The 19064-nt window shown below is 58.5% G+C and carries 16 protein-coding genes and 1 pseudogene; 9 read left to right on the top strand and 8 right to left on the bottom strand.

Features of this window, described 5'->3' with window-relative positions; genetic code table 11:
• Positions 1-17 precede the first annotated feature (17 nt).
• Together IWY39_RS07475 and IWY39_RS07470 are read left to right on the top strand one after the other, a co-directional pair.
• Positions 18-1556, top strand: coding sequence for a PAS domain-containing sensor histidine kinase (locus tag IWY39_RS07475; protein WP_181316677.1), 1539 nt, complete (start codon positions 18-20; stop codon positions 1554-1556).
• Positions 1549-2256: a response regulator transcription factor gene (locus IWY39_RS07470; RefSeq protein ID WP_107124270.1), complete on the top strand. Its 708-nt coding sequence runs from the start codon at positions 1549-1551 to the stop codon at positions 2254-2256. Before IWY39_RS07475 ends, IWY39_RS07470 begins: the two co-directional genes overlap by 8 nt.
• 66 nt (positions 2257-2322) lie before the next feature.
• Here IWY39_RS07470 and IWY39_RS07465 read toward each other — a convergent pair whose 3' ends face one another.
• Entirely contained in the window at positions 2323-2913 is a 591-nt protein-coding gene (locus IWY39_RS07465) for a PilZ domain-containing protein (protein ID WP_196871417.1), read from the bottom strand.
• Positions 2914-3259: 346 nt separating this feature from the next.
• Here IWY39_RS07465 and IWY39_RS07460 point away from each other — a divergent pair, with 346 nt between their 5' ends.
• From IWY39_RS07460 to IWY39_RS07445, 4 genes are all read left to right on the top strand, one after another.
• Positions 3260-5059, top strand: coding sequence for a putative bifunctional diguanylate cyclase/phosphodiesterase (locus tag IWY39_RS07460; RefSeq protein WP_107124268.1), 1800 nt, complete (start codon positions 3260-3262; stop codon positions 5057-5059).
• Positions 5060-5072: 13 nt separating this feature from the next.
• A complete protein-coding gene (locus tag IWY39_RS07455) occupies positions 5073-5510 on the top strand; it encodes a BLUF domain-containing protein (protein WP_181316675.1) in 438 nt (145 codons plus the stop codon).
• Positions 5511-5611: 101 nt separating this feature from the next.
• Entirely contained in the window at positions 5612-6604 is a 993-nt protein-coding gene (locus IWY39_RS07450; RefSeq protein WP_107124266.1) for a sensor domain-containing diguanylate cyclase, read from the top strand.
• Between the two features lie 302 nt (positions 6605-6906).
• Entirely contained in the window at positions 6907-7431 is a 525-nt protein-coding gene (locus tag IWY39_RS07445; protein ID WP_107124265.1) for a PilZ domain-containing protein, read from the top strand.
• Positions 7432-7611: 180 nt separating this feature from the next.
• Here the strand turns inward: IWY39_RS07445 and IWY39_RS07440 are convergent.
• Positions 7612-8748: pseudogene (locus tag IWY39_RS07440) on the bottom strand (IS3 family transposase).
• 226 nt (positions 8749-8974) lie between these two features.
• Positions 8975-11116 (bottom strand): ATP-binding protein, encoded by a 2142-nt coding sequence (locus IWY39_RS07435; RefSeq protein WP_196871416.1) that lies wholly within the window; start codon positions 11114-11116, stop codon positions 8975-8977.
• Between the two features lie 448 nt (positions 11117-11564).
• On the opposite strand from IWY39_RS07435, the gene IWY39_RS07430 reads away from it, so the two are divergent.
• Together IWY39_RS07430 and IWY39_RS07425 are read left to right on the top strand one after the other, a co-directional pair.
• Positions 11565-11753 carry a hypothetical protein gene (locus tag IWY39_RS07430; RefSeq protein WP_196871415.1) on the top strand — a complete coding sequence of 63 codons (189 nt, stop codon included), beginning with the start codon at positions 11565-11567 and terminating at the stop codon, positions 11751-11753.
• Positions 11754-12524: 771 nt separating this feature from the next.
• Positions 12525-13619, top strand: a complete 1095-nt coding sequence (locus IWY39_RS07425) for a sensor histidine kinase (RefSeq protein WP_196871414.1) — start codon at positions 12525-12527, stop codon at positions 13617-13619.
• 152 nt (positions 13620-13771) lie between these two features.
• Here IWY39_RS07425 and IWY39_RS07420 read toward each other — a convergent pair whose 3' ends face one another.
• Entirely contained in the window at positions 13772-14047 is a 276-nt protein-coding gene (locus tag IWY39_RS07420; RefSeq protein ID WP_107124261.1) for a hypothetical protein, read from the bottom strand.
• 331 nt (positions 14048-14378) lie between these two features.
• Between IWY39_RS07420 and IWY39_RS07415 the strand changes: the two genes are divergently transcribed.
• On the top strand, positions 14379-14720 hold the full coding sequence (locus IWY39_RS07415) for a MerR family transcriptional regulator (protein WP_107124260.1): 342 nt from the start codon (positions 14379-14381) through the stop codon (positions 14718-14720).
• Here IWY39_RS07415 and IWY39_RS07410 read toward each other — a convergent pair.
• Genes IWY39_RS07410 through IWY39_RS07395 form a run of 4 tightly spaced genes read right to left on the bottom strand, consistent with a single transcriptional unit; the run spans position 14715 to position 18953 of the window.
• The gene (locus tag IWY39_RS07410) at positions 14715-15236 is read right to left on the bottom strand and encodes a GNAT family N-acetyltransferase (RefSeq protein ID WP_107124259.1); all 522 of its coding nucleotides are present in this window, start codon (positions 15234-15236) and stop codon (positions 14715-14717) included. The two genes, IWY39_RS07415 and IWY39_RS07410, sit on opposite strands and share 6 nt — an antisense overlap.
• Before the next feature lie 14 nt (positions 15237-15250).
• A complete protein-coding gene (locus tag IWY39_RS07405) occupies positions 15251-15793 on the bottom strand; it encodes a SixA phosphatase family protein (RefSeq protein WP_107124258.1) in 543 nt (180 codons plus the stop codon).
• Positions 15790-18543, bottom strand: coding sequence for an ATP-dependent DNA helicase (locus IWY39_RS07400; RefSeq protein ID WP_107124257.1), 2754 nt, complete (start codon positions 18541-18543; stop codon positions 15790-15792). Before IWY39_RS07400 ends, IWY39_RS07405 begins: the two co-directional genes overlap by 4 nt.
• A 41-nt stretch (positions 18544-18584) precedes the next feature.
• Positions 18585-18953 (bottom strand): PilZ domain-containing protein, encoded by a 369-nt coding sequence (locus tag IWY39_RS07395; RefSeq protein ID WP_017181503.1) that lies wholly within the window; start codon positions 18951-18953, stop codon positions 18585-18587.
• Between the last annotated feature and the right edge of the window lie 111 nt (positions 18954-19064).

The following is a 19064-nucleotide window of genomic DNA, read 5'->3' as shown; positions in this document are numbered from 1 at the left end:
CACGAGGGATGCATCAAATGGACAAGAGGAAGGGATCTCCGGGGGAACAGGCCGCTGCTAATTTGCGGGTAGACTACTTCCGTCAAACGCTCGGACCGTTTGTCGTCGCGGCGGAAACGACCCGGATGGCAATGATTTTCACAGATGCGCTCATCGAAGGGCATCCGATTGTCTTTGCCAACGACAGTTTTCTTGCGCTCACCGGATTTGATCGGGCCACGCTTTTAGGAAAAGGCATCGGATTTGTTCTGCAGCAGCTAGCTGATCATAATACCCTTTCGTCAATCAAGCACGCGCTTAATTCAGGAACGGACGGAACTTGGGAAGCAAAGTGCCACTGCGCAGATGGAAACGAATATCTCGCGACTGTCTTCCTCAGTCCGGTTCGAGGCAACCAAGGCGCTATTATTCAGCACTTTTGGTCATTCGTCGAGGTGAGCGGACGCATTGACAGACTTCTTCGGCAGCGTGGTCTGTTCGACAAAATCTATGAGCAAGCGCCTGGGTTCATAGCGACGTCGGAAGGCAAGGATCACCGATTCACCTTTGCCAATGAATCATACAGGCATCTGGTCGGGCGCGATGAGCTCGTCGGATATACCGTCGCCGAGGCCCTGCCCGAGCTTGCGGATCAGGGGATCGTCGAACTATTGGACAAGGTGTTCGCGACAGGAGAGCCATTCATTGCCCGCAACATGCCTATGCGCTTGATGGGCGATAGCTGCTTGAAAGTTCATTTCCTCAACTTCATCTATCAGCCGATACGCGACGAGCGCGGCGCGATTACCGGTGTATTTTGTGAAGGGTATGACGTTACTGCAGAGCGCGAGGCCGCGGAAAAATTATCGCTGCTGCAGGATGAGGTAGCTCATCTTTCTCGTGTCAACGCCATGGGCATGATGGCTGCTACATTAGCGCATGAACTTAACCAACCTCTGACCGCGATCTCCAACTATGTCGCGGGCGGTATTCGTTTGGTGGACCCGGATTCCCGAAACGCCGAGGCGCTCATAGGCGCGTTGGAAGCGACGCAGGAGGCAGCGCAGCGCGCTGGCGAGATAATTCGCAATGTCAGAGAATTAACCCGCCGAGGCGAAACGACCAAAATGTCGTTCGACTTAGGGGCCGCAATCGCCGAATGCGTCCGCCTGGTCCGTGCGGGAGGCTGCCCCGATGTGCCGATTGATGATCAAACCGCAGCAGGATTATCCCTCTTTGGTGATCGTATTCAAATTCAGCAAGTCATCATCAACCTGCTTCGCAACGGCTGCGAAGCGGCACGCGACTCGGTTAAGCCCTGTGTCGTTATCAGTGCGTCATCGAAAGACGATATGGTAGTCGTGAGCGTTACCGATACCGGCGAAGGACTTTCGCTTGAGGCGGCGCAGAACATCTTTACCTGGACAGACACGTCGAAGAGTGCCGGGATGGGGCTTGGCCTATCGATTTCGCGTACCATCGTCGAGGCGCATCGTGGCCGCATCTGGCTGGAAAAGAGCGGTGCTTCAGGTACGCAGTTCTGCTTCTCGATCCCGAATGGAGTTTCTCATGGTTGAGGCAGTGATCGAAGACAAATCTGTCGTCGTGCGTACAGCATCAGCTACTCCCGCTCCTGCCACGGCAACACAGAACCCTGAAGCGGTTCGACGGGTCTACATAGTGGACGACGACAGCATGGTTCGACGTTCATTATCCTTTACTCTCACCACGGCCGGATTTGTAACTCGCGCGTTTATGTCGGGAAGGGACTTCCTCGATGAGATCGGCAGCCTTTCGACAGGCTGCGTGCTGCTAGACGTGCGGATGCCGGACATGGATGGCATTGCGGTTCTTGAAGAACTCGGGCGAACAAGCCTGCTCTTTCCGGCCGTTATCATGACAGGTCATGGCGACATACCAACTGCCGTTAGGGCTATGAAGCAAGGCGCGGATGATTTCATCGAGAAGCCCTTCACCGACGCGGCTCTTCTGGAGATGCTGGAGGCATTGTTCGCAAACCTGCCAGCACGGTTGGAAGCGCAAGTCGAGCGGATGAAGGCGCAAGCCAGCGTGACGAAGCTTACGGCGCGGGAGAAAGAACTCCTACAAGGCCTTGTCGCCGGTCTCTCCAACAAGGAAGTAGCGATACGGTTGAACATCAGCGTGCGCACGGTTGAGATGCACCGCTCCAACCTGATGAACCGTTTGGGCGTGCATACTTTCGCTGAGCTCGTCGGCATCGCACTTATGGCGCAAGTCAAGCCGCTTCAGCCTTGATCAGATCCTCAATTCCGCAGGCTCATCAAAATATATTTGTCTTTGCTTCAACGGTTTGAAGTTGACTCAGTTGTCATCGCTCGTGAGGTGAATGCTGGCTACCCCTGACTTGGACCACCGCAACACACCCCGCCGCTCAAGTCCTTCGCCAAGGACGACTTTCACCGGCAGACCTTCTACAAAACCGGGGGTATGGGCATTTCCGGCATCAGGATCAAAAGCTCCCATTTCGACCAGAGGAATTTTGCCTTCCCCTTGGACGGCATCCGCATCCGCCGTCGTCCCCCCAACGCGCTTTATGACACCCCCGCAGCTTCCCTTGGCCCATTGCGGGGGCAGCCCACCCTTCTCGATTGGCAGGGAGAGGCGCACACCACAGGCATCCCTGCTTGTCCAGACTACAGTCCCTTCAACGCTATCAGCGTTGGCGATCTGCATCGTGATCACATCCTCAAGACAGATGGGGAGCCTATGGCGCAGCATCATCCCGTCGTCAGAGATATTTTGCAGTCGGGCCAATCCTTCATGATGTTCGGACTGGACCATGACCATGTGTAATGACGCAGGCGTTCGACCAGACCGACGTTCTTCCCAGTCACACAAGCGTCGACCGCCCGTTCCTCCGTCCCATACCAGCGCTGGTTTGCTATGGATCATGATATTTAGCTCCTCTCGGGAGCCAAAGTGGGCCGTGATCTCGTTGAGCGATAGATCGGATGATTACCGGCGCCGCCGTTAACGATTCAATAACCGATGCGCGGAAGTAGCTCGTGGGCAGAGGTTACGCCTTCGTGAACATGCTGCGCGTATTTACCACGGATTGTCATCACCTACTGGAATGACCATACATAAATTCATAAGCATTGCCGAGGAAGACCTGCGACAAAAGGAGCGAGCCATTTGCACCAGAGCGAGGATTATAAGCGTTTTGTGGTGCCAGCTGCCACCTCGGCTGAGCATAAGTTGTCTGGACTCGGCTTATTCGGTTTGAGGGAGTAAGCAGATGAAGCATGTGTCTTTCGTAAATACACCTGCGGTCCCGCTATCTCCTCCTCACGGTCTCACAAGCCTTGCGACCACTTTGCCTTTTCCCACTGAAATGGAGGGGGTGGCCAACGCGTTTGTCCAGCAGACTGCCGACCCTATACTACTGGTCAACGCACAGGGCGGCGTAGTTTGGGCAAATGCAAGCGCACTGACGCAGTTCGATGCGCTACTGGACGCGGAAAGCGGATGCCGGTGGGGGCAGGTCTGGGCAACGGAACACCGCGCGAACGCGTTGGCGGCGTTCGATCAAGCTTTGGCCCAAGGACGTGCCCGGTTCACAGCAACGACAATAGCAAGTGACCAAGCGCTGCTGGAATGGGATGTCACTCTCACGCAAATACGTGGCTTTACGCCCGGAAGCTCGAATATCATCGCCATGGCACGGGAAGCGCAATCTCCAGGTGCCGGTCCAAGCCATCTCCGCCGAGGAGATTTGCGCGACGCCCTCACGGGCTTACCCAACAGGATGGGGCTTCAACAGGAACTCCATAGGAGGACATTGCGACGTGTCGCCGACAGCGGCCAATTTGCACTGGCGGTTTTAGATATAGACCGATTCAAACTATTAAACAGCCGCCTCGGGCACAAGGCTTGCGACGCCATGCTCACTGAATTTGCAAACTGTATGGCACAAGCAGCAAATGACCATGCATTTGTTGCCAGAGTGGGAGGCGATGAGTTCGCCCTCATTGTCGATGGTCAGGTAGAAACCGATAAGATTGTCACCATGATTGAGCGCTTGATTCAACAATGCGCTGATCGGATCCTCAACAGCACAGATACTGCAGGCTTTTCCGTAAGCGCGGGGGTAGCGACATTCCCGCTCGATGGTGAAGCGGACCAGGAGCTGCTTCGCAACGCGCGCACGGCTCTGGAACATGCCAGGAGAGCAGGCCCAGGCAAAACTGTCCTTTTCAACGGTAGTATGCGCCAGCAGCTCCAACGCCACTTATCTATGATGGAAGTGGCCAAAGTTACGATCGCCAGCGACTGGATAAAGCCTTTTTACCAGCCAAAAGTGGATTTGCAGTCTGGGTGCGTCGTGGGCCTGGAAGCGCTGCTGCGATGGCAGAAGCCTGGGGCAGCAGTTGAACTACCCGCCAGCATTCTGGCCGCCTTCGACGATCCCGAGCTTGCCACATGCATCAGTGAGACGATGCAGAATAAAGTTTTGACTGATATCGCAGCCTGGAGGCGGGCGGGATCGGCCCTGCCCGTGGCGATAAACGCGTCGGCAGCTGACTTCCGCGATCCGGACTTCGCGGGCAAATTTTTGAAGAAACTTTATGAGGTCGATATTCCAACTCACCTCCTCGAGCTTGAAGTCACCGAGGGCGTGTTTCTCGGGCTTGGAGCGGCGGATGTTGGAGAAGCCCTGCGGGAACTCCATACGGCGGGCGTACGTATATCTCTAGATGACTTTGGCACAGGCTTTGCGTCGCTTTCGCACCTCAAAGTGTATCCGGTCGATGTTCTCAAAATCGATCGAAGCTTTGTCAATAATTTGCCGGACAGTTCGGAAGACCGCGCGATCGTAAGCGCGATGATAGGCCTTGGGCATAACCTTGCCATCGAAGTGGTGGCCGAGGGCATAGAAGCTATGCAACAGGCTACTCTATTGCGCGATATGGGATGCCACACCGGCCAAGGCTTTTTATTCAGCCGGGCAGTTCCGAGCGCGGTGGTGCCTCACCTTTCTCGTCAACATATAATGGCTGGCAGCCAACCACAGGCACTGCCGCGCCGCGTGTCATAGAGGCGAAATGCATATGTACAGTTTATTATATGCGAGCCGCAGCACCCTACCGCCTAGCGAAGCCGATGCCGAGGTCGAAGCGATCGTGAGCGCTGGTCGATCGCGTAATGAACAGGCCCATGTGACGGGCTGCCTGATTTTCGGCGCGGGAAGATTTGCTCAGATACTGGAAGGAGAGCAATCTGCTGTGGAGGACATCATGCGCAGCATTCTGCGCGACACCCGCCATACTGATGTTACCATCCTTCAACAGGGCGAGGTGGCAAGCCGCCGGTTTGCCGATTGGGGGCTTGGCTATGCCGGGCCCTCCTTGTTCGTTCAGCGCTTGATCGCCCGGCCCGTGTCGGAGGCTCTTCGCGGGTCAAGTCGGGGTATGTCCGACCTCATCGATGTTATGATTGAATTCTACGCGCAGCAAACGTTGCACTCCGCACCACGAAGGTCTGATTAGCTTAAATACTATTGCCAGCGGGACTCCCGCGAAGATGAACTTTTTTAGGATTTTGCGGATATGCTCGTGCGGGGTCAACTATTGGAGCAGGAGCAAAGGCCTTGAAACATCGTCAACTTCCCGATGAAGAAGGCAGACTTTCGGCTCTTGGGCGATATCAAATTCTCGATACCGCAAGCGAAACGGCGTTCGACAAGATCACAGGCTTGGTACGCGACATTCTCGATGTGCCAATATGCGCCGTATCCCTGGTCGATGGGGAACGCCAGTGGTTCAAGTCCATCCAGGGTCTGGACGCCACTGAGACGTCCAGGAGTGTCGCGTTCTGTGCACATACGATTTTGAAGCGTACTCCAATGGTTGACGCAGAGCTCGACCCGCGGTTCGCCTCGAACCCCCTTGTGACAGGTAATCCACGTATCAGAAGTTATGCAGGCGTGCCGCTGCAATCGCCCGATGGTTATAATCTGGGCTCGCTCTGCGTTATCGATGTGCAGCCTCGAAACTTCAGTGAGGGACAAATCAGCATTCTTGATAAGTTTGCCGAACTTATTATCAATGAATTAGAGCTTCGCACACTTGCTCATCGTGACTCCCTCATAGACGCAGTTACGCGGCGTTCTTTTATCGAGGCTGTTGAAAAAGCCATATCCCGACTCGAACAAGACAGCTGGCCATGCGCCCTCATTCTATTTGATCTAGATCATTTTAAGAAAATCAACGGTGGTTATGGCCACCCGGCAGGTGATGAGGTCCTCATCGCTATCGCGAATTGTTGTCGGACAACAATCAGGCCCGCCGATATCCTCGGACGGCTGGGAGGCGAAGAATTTGGCGTCTTACTTAATGAAACGAGTTTCAAGGACGCCGTCCTAGTGGCTGAGCGTCTCCGCAACCAATTTTCGCGTTTGGCGTTCGACTGGGCACCTCATCTGAAAATTACTGCGAGCTTTGGCGTATCCGAAATCGCCCCAGGGCAGTCGCTTGATCATTGGATTGGCGTAACGGACGCCGCTTTGTTCAAAGCCAAGCACGGCGGACGCAACAGGACCATTGGCAGCAGCAAGCTGGTGAGCTGCGCGGTCGCCGCTTAATACAACTGATGGTGGCAATTGACCACGAGAGTGACTGCGGGAAATACGGTAAGGGGCGCTTACCGCGCTTTAAAACCATTCACGTAAATAGGCACTGGCAAGTTGGCGTAACGTCCCCACCCGCCGAATGCACTTCGATCCTCCCGGCGCTCACCCCCGTGAGCGTCGGGAAATTCGCCAGTAACAATCAAGATTATGGTCCTGCTGGTCGCGCGCAGAATCTCGCCGCGTCGGAATGATCATGAGGTGATTTTCGGATCCATCGACGTACTACATGTCTATCGTATGAGGGGAGCGATCCAGTGCTTAAGTCCCTACAGATCGGATACAAGCAGCGCGAGACGCGATATCCTGTACTGATTCCAGCCCGGATGCGCGCGGCACCCTCATGGACGGACGTGGTCATTCATAACCTTTCGGCCCATGGCGCGCTTATTGCATGCAACAATCCGCCGGACCGCGGTGCCTATGTTGAAATCTGGCGAGGCCGACAAACTGTTGTGGGGCGGGTAGTTTGGAAAAAGGATCGGTTCTTTGGCATTCGGGCACAGGGGACGATCGACATAGCTGCAATCACTAACGAACCCCGCCTTGCGCGCCGTCCGGAGATTGTGAACGGCCTTGGCGCGACGTTCGACCGCCGCGCCCAGAATCGAATAAACCAGGATGCTGACATAGCGCGACAATTGGAGAAAAGCCGTCGCTGGTCGTCGGCATTCCAGTCCAGCATTCTCATTGCCGCAGTGCTCTTTGCTGCCGCTTGCGCTGCCACCGAAGTATATGACGCTCTAGCAACGCCTTTTTCGGCGCTAGAAAATCAACTATAGTCAGCTGTGTCTGGTAGAATGCGGCTGAATTAGGAACAGAGGTGGCCGGGGTAGTCTGAACACGGATCGGCATTCGATAAGTGGATCATCTGCCGGTTTCATCATCGAACTGCCGATATGGGGCGTCATGCAGGGAGGGCGAAGCCCGACCGGAGTGACGCCCCATATCGGCGGCCAAACTCATGCTGCCATCGCCATTGGCAGGTTGTCAAAATATGCCTGGTCCGGGGTCCGGGCGCCAAGGCTCGAATGCGGCCTCCTTGCGTTGTAAAAGTTCAGATAACGACCGATCGATATCCGGGCTTCGCGGACCGCGGCGTAGGCGCGGAGGTAAACTTCCTCATATTTCACCGAGCGCCACAGGCGCTCGACCACCACATTGTCGCGCCAGGCGCCTCGGCCGTCCATGCTGATGGCGATTTCCTCCCTGTGCAGCACGCTGGTGAAGGCGTGACTGGTGAATTGACTGTCTTGATCCGTATTGAAAATCTCGGGCTTGCCGTAGCGCGCCAGGGCTTCCTCCAGCGCCTCGACGCAGAAGTCGGCCTCCATCGTGATCGACACACGCCAGGCCAGGACCTTGCGGCTGAACCAATCCACGATGGCCACGAGATAGACGAACCCCCTCGCCATCGGGATGTAGCTGATGTCAGTCGCCCAGACCTGGTTGGGCCGCACGATCGGCAGTTTGCGCAGCAGATAGGGGTAAACCTTGTGCCCTGGCGTCGGCTTCGATGTGTTCGGGCGACGGTAAATCGCCTCGATCGCCATCTTCTTCATCAGCGTGGCCACATGCTGGCGGCCGATCTCGATCCCTTCCTGCCGCAGCAGATCGCGCAGCATTCGACTGCCCGCGAACGGATTCCAGGTGCAGTTCGTCGATGCGCCGCATGATCGCCAGATCAGCCACCGAAACCGGCCTGAGCAGATAATAGACGCTGCCCCGGCTGATCCCCAGTTCCCGCACCTGCCGCGACAGCGGCAGACTGTGCGAACGATCGATCATCGCTTTGCGCTCGGCAACAGACCGGCCTTCCCGAGCGCGCCGGCCAAAAAATCATTCGCCAGCGTCAACTCACCGATCTTGGCATGTAGTGTCTTCACGTCAACCGGCGGCTCGCCCGTTTCCGATGCCTTGTCCGAACCAAACACACCGGCTGCGCCCTCCAGCAACTGGCTACGCCACGTCGTGATCTGGTTCGGATGCACGTCAAACTGCTGCGCCAACTCGGCCAGCGTCTTCTCGCCCTTCACGGCAGCCAGTGCCACCTTCGCCTTAAATGCCGGACTGTGGTTCCGGCCGGGTCGTTTGCTCATCTCTGCTCCTGTCTCGCAGCCATACTGGCCACCGTCAGGTAGAAAATCCACTTATCTCAATGTTTAGTTTTGCCAGGCCACCTCTGAACAGCAGGTTCGGTACCGCTCCGGGAAGTTGGAGTGGCCGGACTTGACGCGAAGAGCCGGACGCATTTCGCACCTCGACGCATAATATCGGCTAAAGATTTCACTGAACAAATTGCTACAGCTTCCATAATTAGGGCTGTCACGTGTCTATCATCTCGCTGATCTTGTTTGCTAATTCTGTCATCACGAAAGGCTTTGTGATGACCTCCATCCCTGGTTCGAGATGGCCGTTGCCTACTGCTGCATTTTCGGCAAATCCTGTGACAAAGAGTATCTTCAGAGCAGGCCGTTGAACTCTTGCGGCATCGGCGACCTGACGGCCATTCATGCCGCCCGGCAACCCAACATCGGTTATCAAGAGGTCGATACGTACGTCGCTTTGAAGGATGTTAAGGCCTGACGGACCGTCTTCTGCTTCCAGAGCCTTATACCCTGCTTCTTCGAGCACATCGACGATAAGCATGCGCACTGTGGGTTCATCATCAATGACGAGGACGGTCTCTCCCGAACCTACCTCTTCGATCGCAACGTCACCGTGGACCGGTTCATGATCCAGAGACCCCAAATAGCGCGGCAGGTAGACGCACATCGTAGTGCCATGGTCATCTTCCGAGTAGACCCGCACCTGTCCCCCCGACTGACGCACAAAGCCGTGGATCATCGACAGGCCAAGGCCAGTGCCCTGCCCAATAGGCTTGGTCGTGAAAAAGGGATCGAAAATGCGATCACGGATGTCATCAGGGATGCCTGTACCCGTATCAGTCACACACACCGACAAATACTGACCCGGCGGCAGGTCACGCTCGCGCGCCGCCCGATTATCCAGCCACTTGTTCGCTGTCTCAATTGTTAATCGCCCGCCGTCCGGCATAGCGTCGCGCGCATTGATCGCCAGATTGAGGAGAGCGCTCTCCAACTGCGCCGCATCAACCTTCGCTAACCACAGGCCACCCGCACCAACCACTTCTACGGCAATTTGCGGACCCACGGTCCGCCGGATAAGGTCTTCCATGCCGAACACCAGGCGGTTGACGTCTGTTGGTTTAGGATCAAGCGTCTGACGGCGCGAAAAAGCGAGCAGCCGCTGAGTCAGAGCCGCTGCGCGTTGCGCCGAGGTTTGCGCCCCGGTGATGAACTTCTCGATACCATCAGTGCGTCCTTGTGCCAGCCTTCGCTCGATGACTTCGAGACCTCCGGAAATCCCTGCAAGAAGATTATTGAAGTCATGCGCGATGCCCCCCGTCAATTGGCCCACTGCTTCCATCTTCTGCGCCTGCCGCAACGCCTCTTCAGCCTGCGCCGGCTCAGCGACGGCTTCTTGGACGCGGCGTTCCAAGGATTCGTTCAAATGTTTGAGTTCATCATAAAGCCGAGCATTATCAACCCCGATCGCCGCATGCGCTGCTATCCCGACCATAAGCTCTTCATGATGCTTCTTGAACATTGCTGGGCTGGAATGGCCAAAGAACAATCCGCCAATCACCTCACCTGATCGAGACTGGACCGGCACCGCTAGATAACTGCGGACAGGCAAATGCCCTTTGGGCATGCCATGGTGCGGCTCATTCTTACCGTATCGCTCATCGATCAGAATGTCGTCGGACCGAATGACCCCGCCGCCCGTGAAGGTCGGCGCGAACACAGCTGTCGCGCGCGGCATACCGAAATTCTCAAACTGCGAACGTTCCGCACCCGAGAGCGTATAGAGTAGATATTTCTCGCTCCCCTCGCCAACGACGTTATAGAAGAATGCTCCGAATTGCGCGCCGGTCAGCGAGACGCCCGCGTCAGTGACCATCTGGACGATGCGCTCGAGATCGACCTCAGCTGCGAGCGCTTGCCCCGTCTGGTTGAGCAGCGCGAGAGTTTCTCGTTGTTCCATTTCTTCGGCAATCGGCCTTACTTCGATGATCGTTCCAATAGGAACGCCAGCGTCGTCGCCGATCGGACTTGCGGTGAACGCAACCGGAAAAAAGCTACCGTCCTTGTGAACGAAAATCTCTTCCCCCTGCATCTGGGCGCGCTCAGGGAATGCCTGATCAATCGGGCATTCCTCCAGGGGATAATGGCGTCCATCAGGATATTTATTGTGGATGACATCGTGCAGCGGCTGCCCTTGCAGCTCGCTAAAGCTATAGCCAGTAAGATGCTCTGCCGCCCGGTTTGCAAAGATGCAGTGCTGACGATCGTCCATGACAAAGATCGCCATTGTCGTATTGTTCACAATGGCTTCTAGCCGACGCGTCGGGTCCGCCAACAGCGCCAAGATTTCTGAACTCATTTACTGCCCCTCTACAGCAGGGTGTGCCTGCCCCACCCACACGCCAGTACCGCGTCGCGGCTAAACCGTTCGCGAAGAAAGTCGTTCCTTTGAATCGAATAGTAAGTTTAGCGCCCCGCGCCCCCACTTCCTCGCGGCGAGGCGCGCGTAATGAGACTCGGCCCTTGTGCCGATACATCCCGTAACTCAAAGTGCCTGTGTTAGAACCGGAACCAACAGCCTAATGCGTCTCGAGGCTGCTTCTATCACAGCAGCGGTCGGAGGGCGAACAGCCCAAATTCGGTCTTCAAGCGACCGAACCGACGCAAAATTCTACGGTACGAGTATGGCGCTCATCTAAGCAGCATTCCGCATTGCAACTGACCCTCGATCAGGGTAACGTTTATGTCAAGTCGGGCCTTTGCCGGGTCGACAAAGTCTTTGGAACGGTGTCTTAGACATGTTCCTTATGCAGTCAGAGATGGCATCGGCGACGATCGGCGAACTGTTCGCTTTGGCGCAGCGCGAGTTAGATCGTCGCGACGCTTCTAATTCAAGCGCGCTGCGCTATCGTCACAATGCGATGGCGTTGTTCTTTCTCAACGAAGGATGGCGTCGGCTGCATGGCGGAGACGCACTTGGTCCAATCTGCCACTGAGGCGGCTCGCACCTGTCCGTTGCTCTCGTCCATACCAATGGCAACATAACCATCTGGCACGAGATGTTGGACCACGATGCCGATCAGTCGCCTGGCAGCGCTCGCGAGCTCCGACGGGCGCAACTGAGGTCTGGTGATAGGTCGCAAAGTCGGGACGATGAGGTCGGCCCTTTCACATTCACGCAAGAGCTAATGCTCCGTTTGCCGGTGGCCAGCAGGCTGCCCATCACAATAACGAGTACATGCTCCCAACGGAGGGCAGTAAGGCGGGAATGCCATACCTGCAGCCATCGGCGCAGGGTCTGAGAGACGGGATCGCCGACATTCGAATCCTAAGCCTGGCACATTGCTACGCTTGACGATATATTGCTGATTGGCGATCCAGGCAGCAGGCCGTTACACAATGCAAGGCTGTCGCTCCGCCTGTGCCAGCAGTAATATGCCGACATCGGATTTCGGCCGACCATCGTCGAGCCGCGTTCATTTCTGCAGCAAATGGCTGAGAATGAGAAGCCGAGTAGGCTATCTCCACCGTGAATAGTAATTTCTGTCTGGCGTACAGAGATGGCGCCGGCACACTTTGTGTATTATAATCAGCGACTTGCGCCAGGACTGCCTACCCCATCGCAGCCGCCGAAACTAAGACAGGTAGTTGTCAACAATACACGATGGCTAACCCACATCAGCGCCGAGATAGAGCGATCCGTCTCGGCAAACCGGTATATTCTATATAAACTTGTTAACGCCGACCTTCCTGTCCATAGTAGGCATATGGTGGATGCATCGCATACAGGAGATACAGAACAGCGACGCATGGCGGCGGTGCGACGTTACGACATCTTGGACACGCCGCCTGACGGCGCGTTCGATCGTATCACGGCGCTCGCAGCACGACGTTTCGGAGTGCCGATCTCGATCATCAGTATCGTCGACGAAGACCGTATCTGGTTCAAATCTCACCACGGGGTATCCATTGCTGAGATAGGTCGAGATCCCGGCCTGTGCGCGTCGGCAATCCTATCACATGACCCATACATACTTACCAATGCCAGCGTCGATCCGCGTTCGCTAACCAACCCGTTGGTAGCGGGCGATTTTGGGCTGCGTTTTTATGCAGGGGTGCCATTGGAGACGGGCGATGGCCACAACCTTGGCACTCTTTGCGTTATCGACAAGCACCCTCGCCCCATAGCCGAGGAGCAAATCGAGGATTTGAAAGATCTTGCCTCGTTGGTCATGGATCAACTGGAACTTCAATTGTCTGCACGAAACGCGGTTTCGCAGGCCGAACTGATGGCAAAGGAGATTGACCATCGGGTAATGAACAGCCTGCAATTCGTATCGGCATTGCTAAACATGCAAGCACACTCTCCCAATATTGGAGATGCAGGCCCCCACTTACAACTCGCCGCCAACCGTGTGGCCGCCGTAGCGCAAGTGCACCGCCACTTTTATTCAGAAGCTACCGAAAAGACGTCGTGCATCGCTTTCCTCAAGCGACTGGGTGAGGAGTTAGAGACGATTTTGGAACGACCGATCCACGTTGAGGGCGCAGCGGACGAGGTGCCAAACTGGTGGATTCAGCCGATCGGATTAATCGTCAACGAGTTGGTGACTAATGCGGCCAAGCATGGATCAGGTCAAATCGACGTGTTTTATACAGTCGAAAATGAACAACACTCACTTACCGTATGCGACGAAGGTCGTAATCTTCCACATGATTTTGATCCTGCCGCCGCGAACATAAGCTTGGGCATGCGGGTGGTGTGTTCGCTTGCAAAGCAGCTGGGGGGGGGGCTTACCGCCGGTCGCCATGCGAACGGTAGCACCTGTTTCAAGGTTTTATTCTCTGGTAGCCGACATTAAGCCCTACTTTCGATCGGATGGACTATAGTAAGTTGTTGTGCCTTATAGCGGCGAGCCATCGTCGAGCTAACCTAAATAACGACATGAAACTTATATAGCAAAAGGCTCTCCATTAGAACATGGAGAGCCTTTCTACTTGCTAGGGGACGAGGTTACTTTTCGCCGTTGTCTTCCACACCGACTACGGGAACGTCAATTTCCTTCTTCTCGGTACCGACAACAATCTCCTTGCTGTCTACGTCTACCGCTGGAAGTTTTCCGCCGTCGACGGACACCTCAGGCATCGCGCCTTCTTCGACATCGGCAGACCAAAACCCGGTGGCAAAGAGGAGGCCAACAATCACTGCTGCCGCCAATGCAACCCAAACCCAAACACTCACGCCAGACTTGCGGGTCATTACGCGATCATCGCGATAAGGATCAGCCATCTTTCCCTCCTTTGTTTATAACGGGGCTGAAATGTCCAAGGAGGTGCTTTGGTTCCAGTCAAAATTTATCGCATTTCACAATATTGCCATCCAAGCCCCCGCTAGCTCAATGGACAGTTGGCACTTATGATGGTATTACTTACACGTCGAACGCGAGAACCGACGTTAAGTCAATACCTTGCCATGACTGTTTGGTGCCCGTAGGGGTCACCATCTTGCAGGCGGGCGTTCGGTCGCTGGGCCTCGATGCTGTGCAGTTGCATGTTTTCCGCGCTAACCCGTAGTTTACCGTGATTGACCTTGATGGGTCTTAGGGTGCAACATTGCTGTCATGAAAAAGGCAGAGGGTGCATTGCTGACCATCAGTGAACTGGCTGATGAATTGGGCCTGCCCCAGCATATATTGCGCTATTGGGAAACGCGTTTCCCGCAACTGCGCCCGCTCCAGCGCTCCGGCAATCGCCGCTACTACCGTCCCGCCGACGTGGCGCTGGCCCGTCGCATCCATGATCTGCTCAACATCGAAGGCTTCACTGTGAAGGGCGCGCAGAAGATGCTGGTCGATGGCAATGGGACCGTATCGCCGGATGTGCCGGAGCCAAGGACGCACGATGATGTGCTGGCGCGGCTGGAGGGCATACGCGACCAGCTGGCCCGCGCCATTCGGCTATAGCGGCCGCGCGTAGATCAGGTCGCGGAACGGCACGTCGCCAACCATGAAGGTCAGCGATCCGACCTCAACAAAATCATGCCGCGCATAGAAGCGCCGCGCCCGGTCATTTTGGGGATAGACGGCCAGTAGCAGGCGGCTGGCTCCGCGCCGCCGGGCTTCCTGCGCAACCAGGTCCATGATCGTATCGCCATGCCCGCCACCCTGCCAGCCCGACAGCAGATAGAGCCGCTTCAACTCCCGGTCGCAGGCCGGATCGGTCGCGATCGGCAGGTCAGGCGGCGTGACCATCGCATAGCCCACCGGCGCGCCAACTGGTGTCTCGCCAATCAGGACGGTCTGCTCAGGATCGGCCAGCGCGGCCTCATAATAAGGGATGCCATGGGCGGTGCGGATATGACGGACCAGCGCCGCGCCGGGATGGTCGTGGGCGAAGCTGGACAGGAAGGTCGCCCCGCCAAGGATGGAAAGTGCAGCGGCATCATCGGCCCGCGCGACGCGCCAGATTATGGGCGTCATGGCCGCCAGCCCCGTCAGCGCGTCCCCGGACCCAGCGCCGGGTCCAGATCGCGCGGGCGGGTGAAGCTGACCAGCGTGGCGATATTCTCCCGCGCCTCGCTCCAGCGGTCGACTTTGAGGTCCAGCACGGCGATGCTGGCGGTCGGGAACTTGACCTCCACATCCTCGCGCAGCGGGTTGGCGCCATCGTCGGGGACGAGATCGAGGATCAACTCCTCCAGCCCCGGATTATGCCCGGCCAGCAGGGCGCTGTCGGTGCTTTCGGGCAGGTCGCGGATGACATCGAACAATGTGGGGGAGGAGGCGAGATAGATGCGCCTGTCCCAACGCGCGTCGAGCGATTCGCCAAGGCCGGTGAAAAACGTCTCCAGCGTCTGCACCACCCGCACGGCGGGCGACGCCACCAGCATATCGAACTGCATCTGCCGCTGGGCGGCAAACTGGCCCATCAACAGCGCCGCCTTCTCGCCCCGATGATTCAAGGGCCGGTCGAAGTCGCGGGCCACCGGATCGTCCCAGTCGGACTTGGCGTGGCGCAACAGGGTCAGCCGCTTCATTCTCTCTCCAGATGGCTGTGGCCGGATTCGTGTCCCTGATGCCCTAAGGACGCAGTTTCGCCAAGGGTTTCGCGTCGCGAAGCGACACTGACCGCTATGATTGCTTCGTCCAGCGTCACCCGGCGGATCGGCGTGCCGGGCGGAAAGGCGCTGAGCAAGCGACTGGGCATGGCGGCCGACAGGATGACGAAACAGCCCTTGTCCTCGGCCCGGCGGATCAGGCGGCCGAACGCCTGCGCCAGCCGCGCACGAATCAGCCGGTCGTCATAGGCGTTGCCGCCATTGGCCAGTCGCCGCGCGGCGTGCAGCACGGTCGGCTTCGACCATGGCACCCCCTCCATCACCACCAGGCGCAGCGAGTGGCCGGGCACGTCCACGCCGTCGCGCAGCGCGTCCGTGCCCAGCAGCGAAGCGCGCGGATCGTCGCGGAAGATGTCGACCAGCGTGCCCGTGTCGATCGGATCGACATGCTGGGCATAGAGCGGCAGCCCCGCGCGCGCCAGCCGGTCGGCGATGCGGGCATGGACGGCGCGCAATCGCCGGATCGCGGTGAACAGCCCCAGCGTGCCACCGCCCGCTGCCTCGATCAGGCGGCCATAGGCGCCCGACAAGGCGGCGAGATCGCCCCGCTTGATGTCGGTGACGATCAGCACTTGCGCGCGCGCGGCATAATCGAACGGGCTGCCAGCCTCGAACCGTCCGGCGCCGTGGGGCAGGTGGACAGCGCCGCTGCGGCTTTCCGCATCGCCCCAGTCGCCTCCGCCTTTCAGCGTCGCGGAGGTGACGATCACGCCCTGCGCGGGTTTCAATACGGTTTCGGCAAGCGGTCTGCTGGGGTCCAGCCAGTGGCGGTGGATGCCAATGTCATATTCCCGCCCCTCGACCCGGTCGACCGTCATCCAGTCGACATAGTCGGGGTCGGCCGGGCCGCCGATCCGCGCCAGCAGCGCCAGCCATGCACTGATCAGGTCGCGCCGCCAGCCGAGCGAGGCCACCGCCCCCTCGATTCGCGCCCGCGCCGCGCCGTCCAGCCAGTCGGGCGCATCCTCGATCACTGCCTCCAGCCGTCGCGACAGGTGCGTCAACGGGCGCAGCAAAGCATCGAGCGCCAGCGCGGCCTCCTGCGCCGCCTCCACCAGCGGACCATCCGGGGCGGCCAGTTCGGTCTCCAGTCCATAGCCCGCATCCGCCTCGCCCGTGTCCGCGGCACGCGCAAAGACAGTGCCGCGCACGGCCGTAAAGAGGGCTTCAAGCGGTCCGAACGGCTCATCGGCCACGACGCGCTTCAGCCATTCGTCGGCGGGCAGGGCCAGCGCTGCATCGGCGGCGGCGCGGATCGCCTCTCCGCCCTCCACGTCATAGCTGGCGAGGTCGGACAGACGCGCCGACAGGCCGCGCCGTCGCCCGCGCGATCCACCCTCCGGCCCCATGATCCAGCGGCGCAGCTCGATTGCCTCCTGTCCCGACAAGGCGACGGAAAAGGTCGAATCGGCAGCGTCAAACAGATGATGGCCTTCGTCAAAGACGATCCGCTGGGGCCGCTGGCCGGTTTCGCGGCCGCGCGCCGCGTTGATCATCACCAGCGCATGATTGGCGATGACGATGTCGGCATCGGCGGACGCGCGGGCCGACCGCTCGATGAAGCATTTGCGATAGTGCGGGCAGCCGGCATAGATGCACTCGCCGCGCCGGTCGGTCAGCGCGATGGAGCCGTTGCGGCGGAACAGGGTGGGCAACCAGCCGGGCAGGTCGCCGCCGACCATATCCCCATCCTTGCTGAAAGCCGCCCAGCGCGCGACCAGTTGCGCCAATATCGCGGCCCGGCCGCTAAAGCCCCCCTGCAACGCATCTTCCAGATTGAGCAGGCAGAGATAATTTTCCCGCCCCTTGCGCACCACCACCCGCCGGGCCGCGACCGCCGCGTCGGGAAACAGCCGCAGTGATTCGCGGTCAAGCTGGCGTTGCAGTGCCTTGGTATAGGTGGATACCCACACCGTCCCCTGCGCTTGCGCCGCCCAGAGGGAGGCGGGCGCAAGATACCCCAATGTCTTGCCAATGCCGGTGCCCGCTTCCGCCAGCAGCATGTTGGGCTGGTCGCGGTGCGCGCGCGGGCGGAACGGGCCGATCGCGGCGGTGGCATAGGCGCGCTGGCCCGGACGCGCCTCCGCCCCCGCGCCTGTCAGCGTGTCGAGCCGGTCCAGCACCTGCGCCTCGTCCAGCATCACGGTGCGCGGGGCAGGGCGGGGCTGAGCCTCCTCCCATTCGGGCAATTTGGAAAAGAGCCAGCGCTCGGCCTCACGCGGCTTGGCGATGCGCGGCGCGACCAGCGGCGACCAGGGCCAGCGCAGCCGGTGCAGCGTCTGCGCCGACGTCCAAGCGCCTTCCCGCTCACGCCAGTCCGGCGATTCGAGCCGATCGAGCAGGGCCTGCGTCGCATTCTGGAGCAAGGCGGGAATGTCCGCTTCCGCGCCCGGTACCGGCAGGCCAAGCGCTTGCGCCAGCCCCTTGGGCGTGGGGACAAGGAAGCTGGCAGGGTGGAGAAATGCCCAAAGTTCCAGCAGGTCCAGGCCGTTGAGATCGGGATAGCCCAGACGCTGGCCGGTCAGCGGCGCATTGAGCAGCAGCACCGGCGTTTCTGCCGCGCGACCGATCGCCTGCCCCTTGGCCAGCCCTTGCGTCCGACCGCCTTCGCGCAACCAGATGCCGCCATGACTGGCGTGGAGGGCTGGCAGGGATGCTGGATCGATCACCCGCCCCGTTTAAGCGAGCGGGAACAAAAGGAAAACCTGTTTCAGCTGGTCCGGCGGCCAAAACCGCCACCGCCGGTGGCCGCGGCCATAATGCGGGCGCGCGGCTGGAAGGCGACGGGCGTGCGCCGCGCCGCGCGGGCCAGTTCCAGCTGGTCGTACAGCGGACCTTCGTTCAACTCATAGGGGAAGCGAATGCCCATGCGGTCTTCTTCGGACCAGCGCACCGTGCCAAAGGTGATGTGGCCATCCAGATCGATCTGGCACGATGAACCGGCAGGCAGGGTGCAGCCGACCACTTGCGCGCCGCCTTCGCTCAGGTCGACGATCGTGCCTTCCAGGCTGTCGAGTACGGTCGTGACGACGATGGCGATGTCGACCACGATGCGTTCGCGGGTGCGCAAGATCTGCATGATGCCTCCAGAAGCCTGATTATCCCTCGATAGGGTTAATGAAGCTCTAATGTGCGAACGGTTCTTAACGCAGATTTGCCCGCAAAGAGCGTTTCTTTTCGGCCTGTCCGG

This window comes from Sphingobium sp. JAI105, assembly GCF_015752145.1.
Classification (GTDB): domain Bacteria; phylum Pseudomonadota; class Alphaproteobacteria; order Sphingomonadales; family Sphingomonadaceae; genus Sphingobium; species Sphingobium xenophagum.
The sequence above is the reverse complement of the archived record's forward strand: the minus strand, read 5'-3'. Positions and strand labels throughout refer to the sequence as shown.

Bases quoted from the DNA above. Each gene is read 5' to 3' on its own strand.
- IWY39_RS07455 (WP_181316675.1), top strand. From the start codon at position 5,073: ATGTACAGTTTATTATATGCGAGCCGCAGCACCCTACCGCCTAGCGAA.
- IWY39_RS07425 (WP_196871414.1), top strand. From the start codon at position 12,525: ATGGTGGATGCATCGCATACAGGAGATACAGAACAGCGACGCATGGCG.
- IWY39_RS07420 (WP_107124261.1), bottom strand. From the start codon at position 14,047: ATGGCTGATCCTTATCGCGATGATCGCGTAATGACCCGCAAGTCTGGC.
- IWY39_RS07410 (WP_107124259.1), bottom strand. From the start codon at position 15,236: ATGACGCCCATAATCTGGCGCGTCGCGCGGGCCGATGATGCCGCTGCA.
- IWY39_RS07460 (WP_107124268.1), top strand. From the start codon at position 3,260: ATGAAGCATGTGTCTTTCGTAAATACACCTGCGGTCCCGCTATCTCCT.
- IWY39_RS07470 (WP_107124270.1), top strand. From the start codon at position 1,549: ATGGTTGAGGCAGTGATCGAAGACAAATCTGTCGTCGTGCGTACAGCA.
- IWY39_RS07475 (WP_181316677.1), top strand. From the start codon at position 18: ATGGACAAGAGGAAGGGATCTCCGGGGGAACAGGCCGCTGCTAATTTG.
- IWY39_RS07415 (WP_107124260.1), top strand. From the start codon at position 14,379: ATGAAAAAGGCAGAGGGTGCATTGCTGACCATCAGTGAACTGGCTGAT.
- IWY39_RS07465 (WP_196871417.1), bottom strand. From the start codon at position 2,913: ATGATCCATAGCAAACCAGCGCTGGTATGGGACGGAGGAACGGGCGGT.
- IWY39_RS07430 (WP_196871415.1), top strand. From the start codon at position 11,565: ATGCAGTCAGAGATGGCATCGGCGACGATCGGCGAACTGTTCGCTTTG.
- IWY39_RS07435 (WP_196871416.1), bottom strand. From the start codon at position 11,116: ATGAGTTCAGAAATCTTGGCGCTGTTGGCGGACCCGACGCGTCGGCTA.
- IWY39_RS07405 (WP_107124258.1), bottom strand. From the start codon at position 15,793: ATGAAGCGGCTGACCCTGTTGCGCCACGCCAAGTCCGACTGGGACGAT.
- IWY39_RS07395 (WP_017181503.1), bottom strand. From the start codon at position 18,953: ATGCAGATCTTGCGCACCCGCGAACGCATCGTGGTCGACATCGCCATC.